At 69.7% G+C, this 14420-nt stretch carries 14 protein-coding genes; 5 read left to right on the plus strand and 9 right to left on the minus strand.

What is annotated here, in order from left to right; genetic code table 11:
- Positions 1-74: 74 nt before the first annotated feature.
- From paoC to paoA, 3 genes are read right to left on the minus strand one after another with little or no spacing between them, the layout of a single operon-like run.
- Positions 75-2294 carry an aldehyde oxidoreductase molybdenum-binding subunit PaoC gene (paoC, locus tag ASF58_RS12635; protein ID WP_055952444.1) on the minus strand — a complete coding sequence of 740 codons (2220 nt, stop codon included), beginning with the start codon at positions 2292-2294 and terminating at the stop codon, positions 75-77.
- A 3-nt stretch (positions 2295-2297) separates the two neighbouring features.
- Positions 2298-3248, minus strand: a complete 951-nt coding sequence (locus ASF58_RS12640) for a xanthine dehydrogenase family protein subunit M (protein ID WP_055952446.1) — start codon at positions 3246-3248, stop codon at positions 2298-2300.
- Positions 3245-3844: an aldehyde dehydrogenase iron-sulfur subunit PaoA gene (gene paoA / locus ASF58_RS12645; RefSeq protein WP_055952449.1), complete on the minus strand. Its 600-nt coding sequence runs from the start codon at positions 3842-3844 to the stop codon at positions 3245-3247. Before paoA ends, ASF58_RS12640 begins: the two co-directional genes overlap by 4 nt.
- Positions 3845-4360: 516 nt before the next feature.
- On the opposite strand from paoA, the gene ASF58_RS12650 reads away from it, so the two are divergent.
- Both ASF58_RS12650 and ASF58_RS12655 read left to right on the plus strand, forming a co-directional pair.
- A complete protein-coding gene (locus ASF58_RS12650) occupies positions 4361-5767 on the plus strand; it encodes an MmgE/PrpD family protein (protein ID WP_055953725.1) in 1407 nt (468 codons plus the stop codon).
- A 151-nt stretch (positions 5768-5918) separates the two neighbouring features.
- Positions 5919-6377, plus strand: a complete 459-nt coding sequence (locus ASF58_RS12655; RefSeq protein WP_082513034.1) for a hypothetical protein — start codon at positions 5919-5921, stop codon at positions 6375-6377.
- Positions 6378-6389: 12 nt separating this feature from the next.
- On the opposite strand, the gene ASF58_RS12660 is transcribed toward ASF58_RS12655, so the two are convergent.
- The 5 genes from ASF58_RS12660 to ASF58_RS12680 form a co-directional block, all read right to left on the minus strand.
- On the minus strand, positions 6390-6650 hold the full coding sequence (locus ASF58_RS12660) for a hypothetical protein (RefSeq protein ID WP_055952455.1): 261 nt from the start codon (positions 6648-6650) through the stop codon (positions 6390-6392).
- A gap of 275 nt (positions 6651-6925) precedes the next feature.
- Positions 6926-7609: an MgtC/SapB family protein gene (locus tag ASF58_RS12665; RefSeq protein ID WP_055952458.1), complete on the minus strand. Its 684-nt coding sequence runs from the start codon at positions 7607-7609 to the stop codon at positions 6926-6928.
- A gap of 48 nt (positions 7610-7657) precedes the next feature.
- Positions 7658-8668 carry an inorganic phosphate transporter gene (locus tag ASF58_RS12670; protein WP_055952461.1) on the minus strand — a complete coding sequence of 337 codons (1011 nt, stop codon included), beginning with the start codon at positions 8666-8668 and terminating at the stop codon, positions 7658-7660.
- Between the two features lie 8 nt (positions 8669-8676).
- Positions 8677-9333, minus strand: coding sequence for a DUF47 domain-containing protein (locus ASF58_RS12675; protein ID WP_055952464.1), 657 nt, complete (start codon positions 9331-9333; stop codon positions 8677-8679).
- A gap of 101 nt (positions 9334-9434) precedes the next feature.
- On the minus strand, positions 9435-9875 hold the full coding sequence (locus tag ASF58_RS12680; RefSeq protein WP_055953728.1) for an Lrp/AsnC family transcriptional regulator: 441 nt from the start codon (positions 9873-9875) through the stop codon (positions 9435-9437).
- 208 nt (positions 9876-10083) lie between these two features.
- Here ASF58_RS12680 and ASF58_RS12685 point away from each other — a divergent pair, with 208 nt between their 5' ends.
- A complete protein-coding gene (locus ASF58_RS12685; protein ID WP_055952467.1) occupies positions 10084-11340 on the plus strand; it encodes a D-amino acid dehydrogenase in 1257 nt (418 codons plus the stop codon).
- A gap of 5 nt (positions 11341-11345) precedes the next feature.
- Here the strand turns inward: ASF58_RS12685 and ASF58_RS12690 are convergent, their stop codons facing one another.
- Positions 11346-12275 (minus strand): AEC family transporter, encoded by a 930-nt coding sequence (locus ASF58_RS12690; protein WP_156375654.1) that lies wholly within the window; start codon positions 12273-12275, stop codon positions 11346-11348.
- Positions 12276-12528: 253 nt separating this feature from the next.
- Here ASF58_RS12690 and ASF58_RS12695 point away from each other — a divergent pair, with 253 nt between their 5' ends.
- Both ASF58_RS12695 and uraH read left to right on the plus strand, forming a co-directional pair.
- Entirely contained in the window at positions 12529-13869 is a 1341-nt protein-coding gene (locus ASF58_RS12695; RefSeq protein ID WP_055952470.1) for an MFS transporter, read from the plus strand.
- A gap of 18 nt (positions 13870-13887) precedes the next feature.
- Positions 13888-14394: a hydroxyisourate hydrolase gene (gene uraH / locus ASF58_RS12700; protein WP_055952474.1), complete on the plus strand. Its 507-nt coding sequence runs from the start codon at positions 13888-13890 to the stop codon at positions 14392-14394.
- The last annotated feature ends 26 nt before the right edge of the window (positions 14395-14420 follow it).

Here is a 14420-nt window from a genome sequence, read left to right on the forward strand (position 1 = left end):
GGCCTCGGGCCACCGCGGGTCGCAACGCGTCTCGCGGGCCGCGGCAGGATCAGTGCCGCGGCCTTCGTCCGGTCTCAGGCGGCGTCCGGCATCTGGCCGAGGAGCTTGTCGAGGGTGATCGGGTAGCTTCGCACCCGCACGCCGGTGGCGTTATAGACCGCGTTGGCCACCGCCGCGCCGACACCGCAGATACCGAGCTCGCCCACCCCCTTCGCCTTCATCGGGGAGGATTGCGGATCGACCTCGTCGAGGAAGATCACCTCCTGATGCGGGATGTCGGCATGCACCGGCACCTCGTAGCCGGCCAGGTCGTGGTTCACGAAGAAGCCGCGCTTGGTGTCAACCGCGAGTTCCTCCATCAGCGCGCCGCCGACGCCCATCGTCATGCCGCCGATGACCTGGCTGCGTGCCGATTTCGGGTTGAGGATGCGCCCGGCCGCGCAGACCGCCAGCATGCGACGCACCCGGATCTCCGCCGTGTCGATATCGACGCCGACCTCGACGAAGTGACCCGCGAAGGTTGATTGCTGCTGCTTCTTGGCGAGGTCGCCGTACTCGATCGAATCCTCGGCCACCAGTTCGCCGTCGCTGGCCGCCTTGGCCAGGGTCTCGGTGCGGTTGCCGGAGCGGACCTGTCCGTCCGCGAACGCCACGTCGGCCGAGTTGAAGCCGAGGCGCTGCGCCACCGCCTCGCGAAGCTGGACGCAGGCCGCATAGACGCCGGCGGTGGAGTTGTTCGCGCCGAACTGTCCGCCCGAACCGGCCGAGACCGGGAAGGACGAATCGCCGAGGCGGACCACCACCTTGTCCAGGCCCACGCCCATCATCTCGGCGGCGGTCTGGGCGATGATCGTGTAGGAGCCAGTGCCGATGTCGGTCATGTCCGTCTCGACCGTGACGATGCCGTCGCGCCCGAGGCGGACGCGGGCGCCCGACTTCATCAGCAGGTTGTTGCGGAAGCCCGCCGCCATGCCGATGCCGACGAGCCAGCGCCCGTCGCGAACCTGGCCGGGCTTCGGGTTGCGGGCCGACCAGTTGAACGTCTCGGCGCCGAGCTTGAGGCAGCCGACGAGGTTGCGGTGGGAGAACGGGCGCTCCGGATGACCCGGATCGACCTGGGTGTCGTTGCGGACACGGAAGGCGACCGGGTCCATACCCAGCTTCTCGGCCATCTCGTCCATGGCGATCTCGAGGGCCATCAGGCCGGGCGCCTCGCCCGGGGCCCGCATCGAATTGCCCTCGGGCAGGTCGAGATGGGCGAGCTTCATCGCCGTCAGGCGATTGGCGCCGGCGTAGAGGAGCTTGGTCTGGTCCACCGCCGTCTCCGGCTTGCCCTTCGGCAGGTTGCCCGAGGTGCTCTCGTGCGCGATGGCGGTGATCGTCCCGTCCGGGGTCGCACCGATGCGGATGCGCTGGATCGTGGCCGGCCGGTGCGTGGTGTTGTTGGCCACCAGCGGCCGGGTGAGGGCGACCTTGACCGGCCGGCCGGCGGCCTTGGCGGCGAGGGCCGCCACCACGGCGTCGGAGCGCACGAACAGCTTACCCCCGAAGCCGCCGCCGATATAGGGCGAGTCGACGCGGATCGAGGCCTCCGGAATGCTGAGGATCTTGGCGATGCTGCCCTTGGTCCAGGCGATCATCTGGTTGGAGGTCCAGAGGGTGAGCTTGTCGCCTTCCCAGGCGGCGATGGTCGCGTGCGGCTCCATCATCGCGTGGCTCTCGTCAGGGGTCGTGTAAGTCTCGTCGAACGTAACGGGCGCCGACGCGAAGGCCCCCTCGAAGTCGCCGGCGCGGTCTTCGCTACCGCCGCCGCTGCCCTCGCCGCTGTCGCCGGGAACCGGCTTGGCGGACGACGCCACGGCCTCGAGGTCGAACTGACCGGCCTCGCGGGCATAATCGACCTTGACGAGGAACGCCGCGGCCCGCGCCTGCTCGAACGTCTCGGCCACCACGACCGCGATGGCCTGATGGTAATGCTGGATCTGCGCTCCGCCGAAGAGGTTCGCGGCGTTCATCCGGCCGAGACCGAGGGCCGGCATGTCCAGGGTGGTGACGATGGCGACGACGCCGGGCGACGCCTTGGCGGCCGCCGTGTCGATGGCGCGGATACGGCCCTTGGCGATGCCGGCGCCGAGCACGTAGCCGTAGGCCTGGTTCGCCACCACGTCGTGGCGCTCATAGGCGTAGGGCGCCGTCCCGGTTGTCTTGAACTTGCCGTCGATGCGGTCGGTGGCCTTGCCGACGACCTTGAGCTGGTCGATCGGGTTCTGGCCCGCGGGGGTATCGAACTTCATGGATCAGGCCCTCGCTTCGTTCAGCGCGGCGCCGAGCGTGCGCTCGGCCAGCGTCAGCTTGTAGGCGTTGTCGTGGGTCGGCTTGGCACCGGCGAAGACCTGTGCGGTCACCGCCTTGGCGCCCCGGGCCATCTCGCCCTCCGCCGCCTCCACCCGCCAGGGCTTGTGTGCCACGCCGCCGAAGGCCGCCCGGCCGCTGCCGTCCGGCTGGACCACCGCCGCCACGGAAACCAGGGCGTAGGCGTAGGACGCGCGATCCCGGACCTTGCGGTAGATGTGCGCGCCGCCCAGGGGCTTCGGCAGCGTCACCGCCGTGATCAGCTCGCCCGGCGCCAGCGAGGTGTCGACCTCCGGCCGGTCGCCCGGCAGGCGGTGGAAGTCGGCGATCGGGATTTTTCGCGAAGCCCCCTTGGCATCGACGGTCTCGACGGTGGCGTCGAGCACGCGCATGGCGACGGCCATGTCGCCCGGATGCGTGGCGATGCAGGCCTCGCTGGCACCGATGACGGCGAGTTGGCGCGAGACGCCGTCGAGGGCCGAGCAGCCGGATCCCGGCTGGCGCTTGTTGCAGGCCTGGGCGGTGTCGTAGAAATACGGGCACCGGGTGCGCTGCAGGAGGTTGCCGGCGGTGGTTGCCTTGTTGCGCAGCTGGCCCGAGGCCCCCGCGAGCAGGGCGCGCGAGAGGACCGCGTAGTCCTTGCGCACGCGGGCATCGGACGCAAGGTCGGTGTTGCGGACGAGGGCGCCGACGCGCAGGCCGCCCTCCGGCGTGGCCTCGATCGTGTCGAGCCCGAGGCCGTTGACGTCGACCAAGTGAGTCGGCGTCTCGATCTGCAGCTTCATCAGGTCGAGGAGGTTCGTGCCTCCCGCGATGAACTTGGCGTTCGGGTTGCGGGACACGGCGGCGGCGGCGTCCGCGGGCGAGTTCGGGCGCTCGTAGGTGAAAGACTTCATGCGGGCCTCCCGGCGACCTCGGTCATCGCCTCGACGATGTTGGAATAGGCGCCGCAGCGGCAGATGTTGCCGCTCATGCGCTCGCGGATCTCGGCGTCCGTGACCTGCATCGGGGCGTTGAGATCGACCGTGACGTGGCTGGGAATCCCGGCCTTGATCTCGGCGAGCACGGCGACGCCGGAGCAGATCTGGCCCGGGGTGCAGTAGCCGCACTGGTAGCCGTCATGCTTGATGAAGGCGGCCTGCATTGGGTGCAGGGCGTCGGGCTGGCCGAGCCCCTCGATGGTGGTGATCTCCGACCCCTGGTGCATCACCGCGAGGGTGAGGCAGGAATTGATGCGCCGGCCGTCGACGATCATCGTGCAGGCGCCACACTGGCCGTGGTCGCAGCCCTTCTTGGAGCCGGTCAGGTGCAGGTGCTCGCGCGCGGCGTCGAGCAGGCTGGTGCGGGTGTCGAGTTCAAGCTCGCGGCGCTGACCGTTCACCGTCAGCGACACCTTCGCCAGCACGGGCTGTTCCGGACCGGCAGTCTCGGGCCGACCCTCGGCCCGCGCGGGGACCGCGGCCAGAGCCGCACAGGCCGTTGCTCCGGCCATGACGTCACGTCGACTCAATTCATTCTCTCCGAAACTTGGCATGGCGTTCTCTGAACCTGAAGCGGGAGGAGGCTGCCAGCGGACGGGCGCCCGGTTACGTCGCAGGCCAGGAGAACGCTCGGTGGGGCGATCTTGGTCCGGGGCGTGACACGGAACCGCGCGGGATCCGTCCAGACGTGCGCCTGCCTTCTGCGAGGAGTGCTCAGCGAGAACGCAGAACTCGGGCCGTCGGTCCCTGGAATTTCTCCAGAGTGGGAAGACGTGAACCTTCGTGTGCGCCCGAACACCTCGAGAGGTCGCAAGGCCCGACGTCCGCTGCTTGCGCAGTCACCGGCGGCAGGCTGCAAGATTTCGTCGGCCGTCGATGAGAGGACCCGGCGACACAGAGAGGACTTAAGAAGCACTTGGCCCTCGCCTCGACGATGAGCGCCGGGTGAGGTCTTGCGGGAGGAGACTTTGCAGCGGTGTCCGGCAGGCGCAGTGTGCGGCCAACGCGACACGCAGGGGGCCGGCGCCATGGACCGCAACACGCTCGGGATGACGATGCACCGTCGTCGGCTGCTGTCGGGCAGCGGCGCCGCGCTGGCATCGATGACCTGGCCGGTTCGCGCGGCCGAGACGGTGCCGGGCACCGACATCACCGGACGCCTCGCCCGCTACATGGTGGCGGCCCGCGAGGCTCCGCTGCCACCGGAGGTGATGACCGCCTGCAAGCATCGCATCCTCGACACCTTCGGAGCGATGCTCTCGGGTGCCCGGATGCGACCCGGCACGATGGCCGCCGGCTACGTCCGCGGGCAGGGCGGCGTCGCGCAGTGCAGCGTCGTCGGCACCGATCTGCGGACCAGCGCGATCAACGCCGCCCTGGCCAATGCCATGTGCGCCCATGCGGACGAGACCGACGATTTCGAGCCCGTGACCAAGGCACATCCGGGTTCGGCGACGGTCCCGGCGGCGCTGGGCTACGACCTCTGCTGCCGCCTGCTGATGGCGCTCGGCCCCGACCTCGTGCGCGGCAGCCATCGCAGTGCCGAGGGCACGAGTTCCACCTTCGGCGCCCTCGGGGCGGCTTCGTCCCTGGCCCGCCTCGACGAGCAACGCACGCGGTTCGCCCTCTCCTACGCGGCCCAGCAGGTCTCGGGACTCTGGAGCTGGGTCAAGGACGAGGACCACATCGAGAAGGCGTTCGACTTCGCCGGCATGGGCGCCCGCAACGGCGTGACCGCCGTCAGCATGGTCGAGGCGGGTCTCACCGGCGTCGCCGACGTCCTCGACGGGACCCACAACCTGTTCATCGCCCCGTCGAGCGCCCCGAAGCCCGAAGCGATGGTGGCGGATCTTGGGAGGCGCTTCTACGTCGCCGAGACGGCCATCAAGACGTACTCCGTCGGCTACCCGATCCAGTCGCCCCTCGATGCGGTGCTGACCCTGCGAACGGAGCATGGCCTGAGCGCCGAGGACGTCCGGCACGTCCGCGTCAGCCTGCCCACGGACGCCATCGGCATCGTCGGGCACAGCGCCATGCCGGACGTGAGCTGCCAGCACCTCGTCGCCCTCGCGCTGGTGCGCGGCGGCGTTTCCTTCGCCGACAGCCACGACGCCACCCTGATGCAGGATCCGGCGATCCGGGCGGTCCGCGACCGGATCGAACTCGTCGGCGATCCCGCCCTGATGATGCCCGAGGCCCCGCGCAGCGCACGGGTGGCGCTCACCCTGTCCGACGGCCGCACCGTCGAACACATGACCAAGTATCCGCCCGGTACGAAGGAGAATCCCCTGAGCACCGAGCGGGTCAGCGCGAAGGTCCGGGATCTCATCGTCCCGGTCATCGGCGCCGGCAAAGCCGACGATCTCATCGGCCGCCTGAACGCCCTGGAAACCGTCGCCGACATCCGCACGCTGTCGCCCCTGCTGACGGCTTGAGGCGGCCTCGCCGCGGGCGACCCGATGCCCTAGCTGTTGGCGCAGGCCGTCTCATCCGGTCGTCTCTCTTCCGACCCGGTCGTCTCGGCAAACCAGACGTCTTGGCAATTCAGCTTTCTTGGCAATCCAGTCTTCTTGGCAAAGGTGCGTGATGCAAAAGGGATTTCGGTGGTTCGGCCGGGCGGCGTTGCCCGTCCTCGCGCTGGCCGCGAGCGCGGGTGCCGCGAGCGCCGACTGCATCCGGCACGTCTACAACCGTTCGCCCCTGACGCTGGTGGGCGCGCAGCAGGGCGGCCCGTCCTTCCTGGTGAGACCCGGCACGTCGCGCGCGATCCGGCTCTCGGGCCCCGGCAGCCTCGAGCTGTCGGGCTACTGCGATGCCTATGGAGCCCGCGGTGGTGACGGGGCCGGCGGTGCCGCGGTGCAGACGTCGCTGCGATACACCGCCGTTCTCGATCGCTGCTACATGGAGATCGGCCACGATTTCTTCGACCGCGAGCTCGGGCGCGGGTTCCTCCCCCGGGACAGCATCGAGCCGTTCACCGTCAACAATCCGAAGCAGGGTGACGTCGTGCTCTATACGGATCGGGCGATCTGCCGATCCCGCTAGGGGCGGCTTCGGTCAGATGGGGTGCGGCACCTCGGGCTTCAGCTTCAGGGGCCGCGCCAGTTTCTTGGAGAGGCGCCCGGCCGCTTCGACCGCCGCACCCTCCGCATTCTCGGCCGCGACGATCGCCAGGGCCGCGTCCTGCGCGGAGGTCAGCACCGCGTAGACGCGCAAGGCCTCGCGGCGCTGCTTCACGGCGACCAGAAAGACGTGGCTCTTGGCCCGCTTGCCCTTGTCGTCGGAAACGGCCTCGGCGGATGAACGACGCCGGCTCAAGGACGGACCGGCATCCGCTGGAGACAAGCGGCCGGAACGGCGCAGGTGGCCTCGCTTGCGCTGATCACGATCTCGTCCTCCCTCCGTCGTTTCACGGTCCCGACGACGTCCCGGACCGGGGGGAGGGCGACGCGCGTTCGTGGTCCCAAACGCCCGAATGGCGCCGCGAGATCCGCCGTCGAAGAGCGCGTGTGACGGACCTTGAACCGCAATCGTTTCCCAACCCAACATCCCGGCGCGGTCATGCCGCGAAGGTTGCGGGTCATCATGCATGCCTAGCCGGATTCGGGAAGATCATCGACCGTGATCACCCCGGGATGACTCCGAAGTTTCTGTGCGATGTCTTCCACGGAGCCGCGCGACAGCCGGACGAAGGTGATCAGCGTCTCATCGAATTCAGCGTCGGACCCGCGCCGCGTCACGAATTGACGGATTCGGGAGGGGCGCACGCCGGACACGGCCTGGACCGCCTCCATGGAGATGCAGCCGGGCTTGGCCACCACGCGGAGCGGCCGGACGTGCATCCGGTCGTGGTAGCGCGCCTGCAGGGGCTTCATCCCGACCAGGATCACCAGCAGGATCACCGTGGTGGCGATGCCCGCCACGTAGAGGCCGCCGCCGACCGCCAGGCCGACGGCCGCCACGGCCCAGAGGCTCGCGGCGGTGGTGAGCCCCTTCACCACTTCGCCGCGGAGGAGAATCGTTCCCGCCCCGAGAAAGCCGATGCCGGAGACGACCTGCGCGGCCATGCGCGAGGGATCGAGGCTGACGTTCTGCGTTCCCAGCACGTCGGCGAATCCGAAGGCCGAGACGATCATGATCAGGCAGGCGCCGACGCCGACCAGCATGTGCGTGCGCATGCCCGCGGCCCAGAGCAGGCGCTCGCGTTCGATGCCGATCAGCCCGCTCAGGATCGCGGCCAGGAGCAAGCGCCAGACGATCTCGACGTTACCCAGCATCCCCGGGTCACCTCCCATCCCGATGTCACGCGCCGGCCGGACCGGGCTTCAGCCGACCAGGGCGGTCACGGCGTAGCAGGCCGCGGCGATCAGGGCGGCGGCCGGCAGCGTCAGAACCCAGGCCACCACGATGTTGCTGGCGACGCCCCAGCGAACCGCCGAGGTCCGCCGCGCCGCGCCGACGCCGATGATCGCACCCGTGATGGTGTGGGTCGTGGAGACCGGTACCCCGAGCCAGGTGGCGGCAAACAGGGTGATCGCCCCCCCGGTCTCGGCACAGAAGCCCTGCATCGGGTTCAGGCGCGTGATCTTCGAGCCCATGGTGTGCACGATGCGCCAGCCGCCGAGCAGCGTGCCGAGCGCCATCGCGGACTGGCAGGCGATCACCACCCACAGGGGGATGTGAAAGGATGCGCCGAGGTGGCCCTGCGAGTAGAGCAGCACCGCGATGATCCCCATGGTCTTCTGCGCATCGTTGCCGCCGTGGCCCAGGGAGTAGAGCGAGGCCGAGACGAACTGCAGGGCGCGGAAGCGCCGGTCGACCGCGAACGGCGTGGCACGCACGCAGAGCCAGGAGACCACGAGCACCAGGAGGAGCGCGAGCAGGAAGCCGAGGAGGGGGGAGAGGACGATGGCGGCGGCCGTCTTCGTCAGCCCGCTCCAGACCACCGCACTGAACCCGGCCTTGGCGACGCCCGCGCCGATGAGGCCGCCCACCAGGGCGTGCGAGCTGCTCGACGGGATCCCGAAGACCCAGGTGACGATGTTCCAGGTGATGGCGCCCATCAGCGCGCTGAAGATCACCCGGGGATCGATGATCCCCGCATCGACGATCCCGGTGCCGAGGGTCTGGGCCACGTGCAGGCCGAAGAACAGGAACGCGATGAAGTTGAAGAACGCCGCCCACAGCACCGCGAATTGCGGCCTCAGCACCCGCGTCGACACGATGGTGGCGATGGAGTTGGCCGCATCGTGCAGCCCGTTGAGGAAGTCGAAGAACAACGCGACGGCGATCAGGCCGACGAGGGCGGGCAGGGCGAGCGCGGCGGCGTCGGTCATCGGGTCGCCTACACGTTCTCGATCACGATGCCGCTGATCTCGTTGGCGACGTCCTCGAAGCGATCCACCACGTCCTCGAGGTGACCGTAGATCTCCGCGCCGATCAGGTAGGCCATCGTGTCGCCGTCCCCGCCATCCTTGCGGTGGGCCTGATAGAGCGCCCTGAGACCGCGCTCCTGCATCTCGTCCGAGCGTCCCTCCACCCGGGTGATCTGCTCGGTCAGGGTGTTGATGCGCCCGGCATGGGTTCCGACGGCCGTGAGCAGGGGGATGGCCTCGGCGGTGAGCCGGGCCGCCTCGATCACGGTGCCGCCCATCTCCTGCATCAGGGGTTCGAAGCTGCGGACCTCGTAGAGGGCGATCGTCTTCACCGTCTTGTTCATCTGGTCGATGGCGTCGTCCATCGATTGGATCAGGTCCTTGATGTCGCCCCGGTCGAACGGCGTGATGAAGCTCCGGCGCACCGCGAGTAGGACCTCGGCGGTGATGGTGTCGGCCTCATGCTCATGCTCGACCACCTGCTGGCAGTAGCGCGGAACGGCGTCGCCGCCCTGGAGCACACCCTGCAGCGCCTCGGCGCCGGCCACGAGGGTGCGCGAATGCCGCTCGAACAGGTCGAAGAACCGGTCCTCGCGCGGCATCAACGCCTTGAACCAACCCAGCATCCCCGACTCCGACCCCACCCTGCTTCATTAGCCAACTAGAGTTCTTGTGCGCGCGTGACCAGAGCCCTTGCGGGCTTTGCCTCGGCTCGACGCCGGGGCGATCACCCGCCGATGACGGTGCGGATGGTGAAGCTGGACTGGATGCGGGCGACGCCGGGCAACTTCGAGAGCACCGACCGGTGCAGCCGCTCGTATTCCGCCATGTCGGCGACGCGGATCTTCAGGAGATAATCGGAATTGCCGGTCATCAGGTAGCAATCCTGGATGTCCGGGCAGCGCCGCACGGCCGCCTCGAACCGGTTGAGGCAGTCCTCGGTCTGCCGCTCCAGGGCGATCCGGGTCATCACGACCAGGCCGGCGGAGCCGGGCCCGTCGAGAAGCACGGTGTAGCCGCGGATCGTGCCGTCGCGCTCCAGCATCCGCAGGCGCCGCAGGCAGGCGGAGGCCGACAGACCGACGCGCTGCGCCAGCGCGGCGTTCGGGATCCGCGCATCCTCCCGAAGAACCCGGATGATGGCGTGATCGATCGCGTCGGGCGGCATCGTCATCCTCGGGCGGCGTGTCCCATGATCGTGCATCGTATCGCAGGATCGTGCGTCGATCCACGCTTCGGTAGCAGAACCTGCACGATCTTCGCTGCACCGCTCGCACGATCGGGTGTTTCTGTGGCGGCGGGACCGGAGCGATCGGGGCGGCGAGCGGCATGGCCCCGCTTCTGCTTGGCGTTCCCGGCCTACGTGGAGACGTGCGATGCGGGTCCTGGTTCTCGGAAGCGGCGTGGTCGGCGTCAGCACGGCCTATTACCTCGCCAAGGCCGGCCATGCCGTCACGGTGATCGACCGGCAGCCCGCCGCCGGCATGGAGACCAGCTTCGCCAATGCGGGCCAGGTCTCGCCGGGCTACTCGGCCCCCTGGGCAGCCCCCGGCATTCCGATCAAGGCGATGAAGTGGCTGATGATGCGCCACCGGCCGCTGGTGCTGTGGCCCACCGTCGAGCCGCGCTTCTATGGCTGGCTGGCGCGCATGCTCGCGAACTGCACCGAGGAGGCGTATATCCGCAACAAGGGCCGCATGGTCCGGCTCGCCGAGTACAGCCGGGACGTCCTGCGCGACCTGCGGACCGAGACCGCGATCGCCTACGACCACCGCACCCGCGGCACCCTCCAGCTCTTCCGCACGCAGAAACAGCTCGACCATGTCGGCGACGACACCCGCGTCCTCGATACCTACGGCGTCGCCTACGCGGTGCTGGACCCGGCCGGATGCATCGCGGCCGAGCCGGCGCTGGCCGGCGTCCGCGACACGATCGTCGGAGGCCTTCGCCTGACCGGTGACGAGACCGGCGACGCCCACCTGTTTACGCAGAGCCTCGCGGACCTGTGCGAACGGATGGGCGTCCGTTTCCGCTACGGGACGCGCATCGATCGCCTCGAGAACGCGGGCGACACGGTGACAGGGGTAGTCTGCGGCTCCGAGACGCTGCGCGCCGATGCCTACGTCGCCGCCATGGGCTCCTTCACGCCCCGTCTTCTCCAGCCCCTCGGGCTTCGGCTGCCGATCTACCCCGTGAAGGGCTACTCGCTCACCCTGCCGGTCACCGACCCGGACCAGGCGCCGGTCTCCACCGTCATGGACGAGACCTTCAAGGTCGCGCTCACGCGCCTCGGGGACCGGATCCGGGTGGGCGGCACGGCCGAGCTCGCGGGCTTCAGCGATGTCCTCCGCGCCCCGCGCCGGGCGACCCTGGAGCGCTGCGTCCGGGATCTGTTCCCGAACGGCGGCGACCTCGCGGCGGCCAGGTTCTGGACCGGTCTGCGGCCGATGACGCCGGACGGCACGCCCATCGTCGGCGCCACGCGCTATGGCAACCTCTACACCAACACCGGGCACGGCACCCTGGGCTGGACGATGGCCTGCGGCTCCGGGCGGATGCTGGCCGACCTGATGTCCGGCCGCACGCCCGACATCGACCATGCCGACCTGGCGCTCGCCCGCTACGCCGCCTGAGGCCGTCAGGCGGTGAACCCCTCCAGGAGGAGCATGACCAGGGGGATGGCGAGCCCGGCGAGCAGGGTCTGCAGGGCGAGGATCCCGGCCATCAGCGGCGCGTCGCCCCCGAGCTGCCGGGCCATGATGTAGGACGACGACGCCGTCGGCAGCGCTTGGAACAGCAGGGCGGTGGCGGCGGCCGGCCCGTGCAGGCCGGCGGCGCGGCAGGCCAGGATCGTCACCGCCGGCATCAGCACGAACTTGGCAACCGACGCGATGACCACCGGACGCAGCCAGGTCCGGATCGTACGGGGATCGAGGGCGGCGCCGACGCAGAGAAGACCGAGGGGAAGGGAGGCCTGCCCCAGGGCCCTCAGCGTGGGCTCCAGGCCCGGCGGCAGCCCGAGGCCCGTCGCCTGCAGGGCGATGCCGAGGCCGCAGGCGACCACCAGGGGATTCAGCAGGAGCTGGCGGACGATCGCCCGCGGCGCGCGCCGGCCGCCCGATCCGAAGCGCGCGAAGACGAGGACGCAGAGGATGTTCACCGTGGGCACGATGGCCGCGTTGGCGACCGCCGCGAGGGCGATGCCCTGCAGGCCGAACAGCCCCGCCGCCGCCGAGACCCCGACGTAGTTGTTGAAGCGCACGCCGCCCTGGAACACCGAGGTGAAGGCCGCGCCGTCGAGGCCGAGACGCGGCCGGATCGCGAGCAGCACGAGCGCCACCGCGAGGGTCGATGCCACGAGGACACCCACCAGGGTGAGGACGGGCACGCCGTCGAGGCGTGCCGTCGCCAGCCCGTGGATGAACAGCGCCGGGAGAAGCACATAGTAGCCGAGGCGCTCCGCCTGGCCCCAGAAGGACTCGGCCAGGAAGCCATGGCGGCGCAGCAGCATGCCGAGGCCGATCAGCAGCGCGATCGGCACCAGGGCGAGGATGACCGTCGCGGTCACGCGGCGGGCCGGGAGACGCCGGGACCGGCAGCGTTCGACAGGGGCATGGTTCGCGACTCGCGTGGGACGAGGGCCGTCTGTACGCGAGGTCGATCGGAGACGTGTACCGAGCCGAGGCGTTCCCCGCGCGGCAGGGCGCGTCCATCCCCAGGTTCGTGGCCGAGCACCCGGTCGGACGCGTCGCCTTGGCCTCCGATTTGCATCATTTTGATGCATCATCCCGGTTCGAATCGCCGGGGCTGCGGATTGACTGATGGCGCCCGAACAGCCCTCGCCGGCCGGCCTCGACGAGACCTATCGCCGGATCACCTGGCGGCTGCTGCCGTTCCTGATGTTCCTCTGGGTCCTCTCCTGGATCGACCGGGTCAACATCGGCTTCGCCAAACTCCAGATGCTCGCCGACCTGAAGTTCAGCGAGACCGTCTACGGCATCGGCGCCGGGATCTTCTTCATCGGCTACTTCCTCTGCGAGGTGCCGAGCAACCTCCTCCTCGAGCATATCGGCGCCCGCAAGACCATCGCGCGCATCACCCTGCTGTGGGGGCTCTGCTGCGTGGCGATGATGTTCGTCACCACCGCAGGCCTGTTCTACCTGCTGCGTTTCCTCCTGGGGGTGTTCGAGGCGGGCTTCTATCCGGGCGTGATCCTGTTCCTGACCTACTGGTACCCCACCGAGCGACGCGCGAAGGTCTTCGGACTGTTCATGTCGGCCTCCGCCATCGCCGGGGTGATCGGCGGACCGCTCGCCGGCACGATCATGACCGGGCTCGACGGGGTGAACGGCTGGTCCGGCTGGCAGTGGGTCTTCCTCCTCGAAGGCATCCCGTCGATCCTCGCCGGCATCGTCACGCTGTTCTACCTGACCGACCGGCCGGAAAAGGCCGGCTGGCTGACGCCCGAGCAGCGCGCCCTGGTCGCTGCGGACCTCGCGCGCGACGCGGCGGCTTTGGGACCGCGCGAGCACCGCATCCTGGCGTCGTTGCGGGATGTCCGGGTCTGGCAGTGCATCGCGATCTTCTTCTGCATCATCACCGCCAACTCGGCCCTGACGTTCTTCGGGCCGAGCGTGGTCCGCGAGGCGGGTTACACCGACCCGCTCACCATCGGCTGGATCATGTCCGGCGCCTATCTCTGCGGCGCAGCCGGGATGATCCTCAACGGCCGCCATTCCGACCGCTCGGGCGAGGCCCGCTTCCATTGCGGCATCCCGGCCCTGATCGGCGCCATGGCGATCGCGCTGCTCGGCGTGCTCGTCCCGATCAGTCCGGCGCTGTCCATCGTCGCCCTCACGGTGGCGATCGCCGGCACCATGAGCGCCATTCCGGTCTTCTGGCAGATCCCGGGGCGGTTCCTCGCCGGTTCGGCCGCGGCGGCCGGCATCGCGCTGATCAACGCGGTGGCGAACCTCGCCGGGTTCGGCGCGCCGGCGGTGATGGGAGCCCTGCGGGAGCAGACCGGCTCGGCCGCCACCGGGCTCTGGATCGTCGCGGGTTTCGAGGTGGCCACACTCCTCCTCATCCTCCTCTTCATCCCGCCTGCGCCGGCCGCCCTGGTCCGCCGGGCCGCGGCGCGCGCCGCGCACGAACCCGCCTGACCTGGAGCAGCTCACGCCATGGATCCATCGGTTCTCCCGCGTCCGGCCCTCACGCGCCGCAGCCTCGTCGGCGCCGGCCTCGGTGCCGTCGCCGCCACCGGAGCCCTGGCGCAAGCCCCTCCGGCCCCGCCGAGCGCCCTAGCCACGGCGCCGAAATCCCAGGCCGGCCTCGGCCCACGCCTGACCCTGCACGCCATCGACAACTTCCACGGCACGCCCGGTGCCGGCATGGTCTGCGACCTCGCGATCCGGGACGGCGACACCTATCGCACCCTCAAGACCGTGACGACCGCCGCCAACGGCCGCCCGGCCGAGCCGCTCCTGGTCGACGAGGCCCTGAAGGTCGGCCAGTACGAGCTGCTGCTGCATTTCGAGGCCTACTTCGCGACGTTCGGCGTGGCGCTGCCGCAACCGAATTTCCTCAGCCTCGTGCCGGTCCGCTTCGTGATCCGCGATGCCGGGCAGCGCTACCACCTGCCGGTGCTGTTCACCCCGTGGGGCTACTCCTACTATCGCGGCAGCTGACGCCCCCTCGGCCACCCTCAAGCGAG

The organism is Methylobacterium sp. Leaf125 (assembly GCF_001423085.1).
Taxonomy (GTDB): domain Bacteria; phylum Pseudomonadota; class Alphaproteobacteria; order Rhizobiales; family Beijerinckiaceae; genus Methylobacterium.

Bases quoted from the DNA above. Each gene is read 5' to 3' on its own strand.
- paoC (WP_055952444.1), bottom strand. From the start codon at position 2,294: ATGAAGTTCGATACCCCCGCGGGCCAGAACCCGATCGACCAGCTCAAG.
- ASF58_RS12640 (WP_055952446.1), bottom strand. From the start codon at position 3,248: ATGAAGTCTTTCACCTACGAGCGCCCGAACTCGCCCGCGGACGCCGCC.
- paoA (WP_055952449.1), bottom strand. From the start codon at position 3,844: ATGGCCGGAGCAACGGCCTGTGCGGCTCTGGCCGCGGTCCCCGCGCGG.
- ASF58_RS12650 (WP_055953725.1), top strand. From the start codon at position 4,361: ATGGACCGCAACACGCTCGGGATGACGATGCACCGTCGTCGGCTGCTG.
- ASF58_RS12655 (WP_082513034.1), top strand. From the start codon at position 5,919: ATGCAAAAGGGATTTCGGTGGTTCGGCCGGGCGGCGTTGCCCGTCCTC.
- ASF58_RS12665 (WP_055952458.1), bottom strand. From the start codon at position 7,609: ATGCTGGGTAACGTCGAGATCGTCTGGCGCTTGCTCCTGGCCGCGATC.
- ASF58_RS12670 (WP_055952461.1), bottom strand. From the start codon at position 8,668: ATGACCGACGCCGCCGCGCTCGCCCTGCCCGCCCTCGTCGGCCTGATC.
- ASF58_RS12675 (WP_055952464.1), bottom strand. From the start codon at position 9,333: ATGCTGGGTTGGTTCAAGGCGTTGATGCCGCGCGAGGACCGGTTCTTC.
- ASF58_RS12680 (WP_055953728.1), bottom strand. From the start codon at position 9,875: ATGCCGCCCGACGCGATCGATCACGCCATCATCCGGGTTCTTCGGGAG.
- ASF58_RS12685 (WP_055952467.1), top strand. From the start codon at position 10,084: ATGCGGGTCCTGGTTCTCGGAAGCGGCGTGGTCGGCGTCAGCACGGCC.
- ASF58_RS12695 (WP_055952470.1), top strand. From the start codon at position 12,529: ATGGCGCCCGAACAGCCCTCGCCGGCCGGCCTCGACGAGACCTATCGC.
- uraH (WP_055952474.1), top strand. From the start codon at position 13,888: ATGGATCCATCGGTTCTCCCGCGTCCGGCCCTCACGCGCCGCAGCCTC.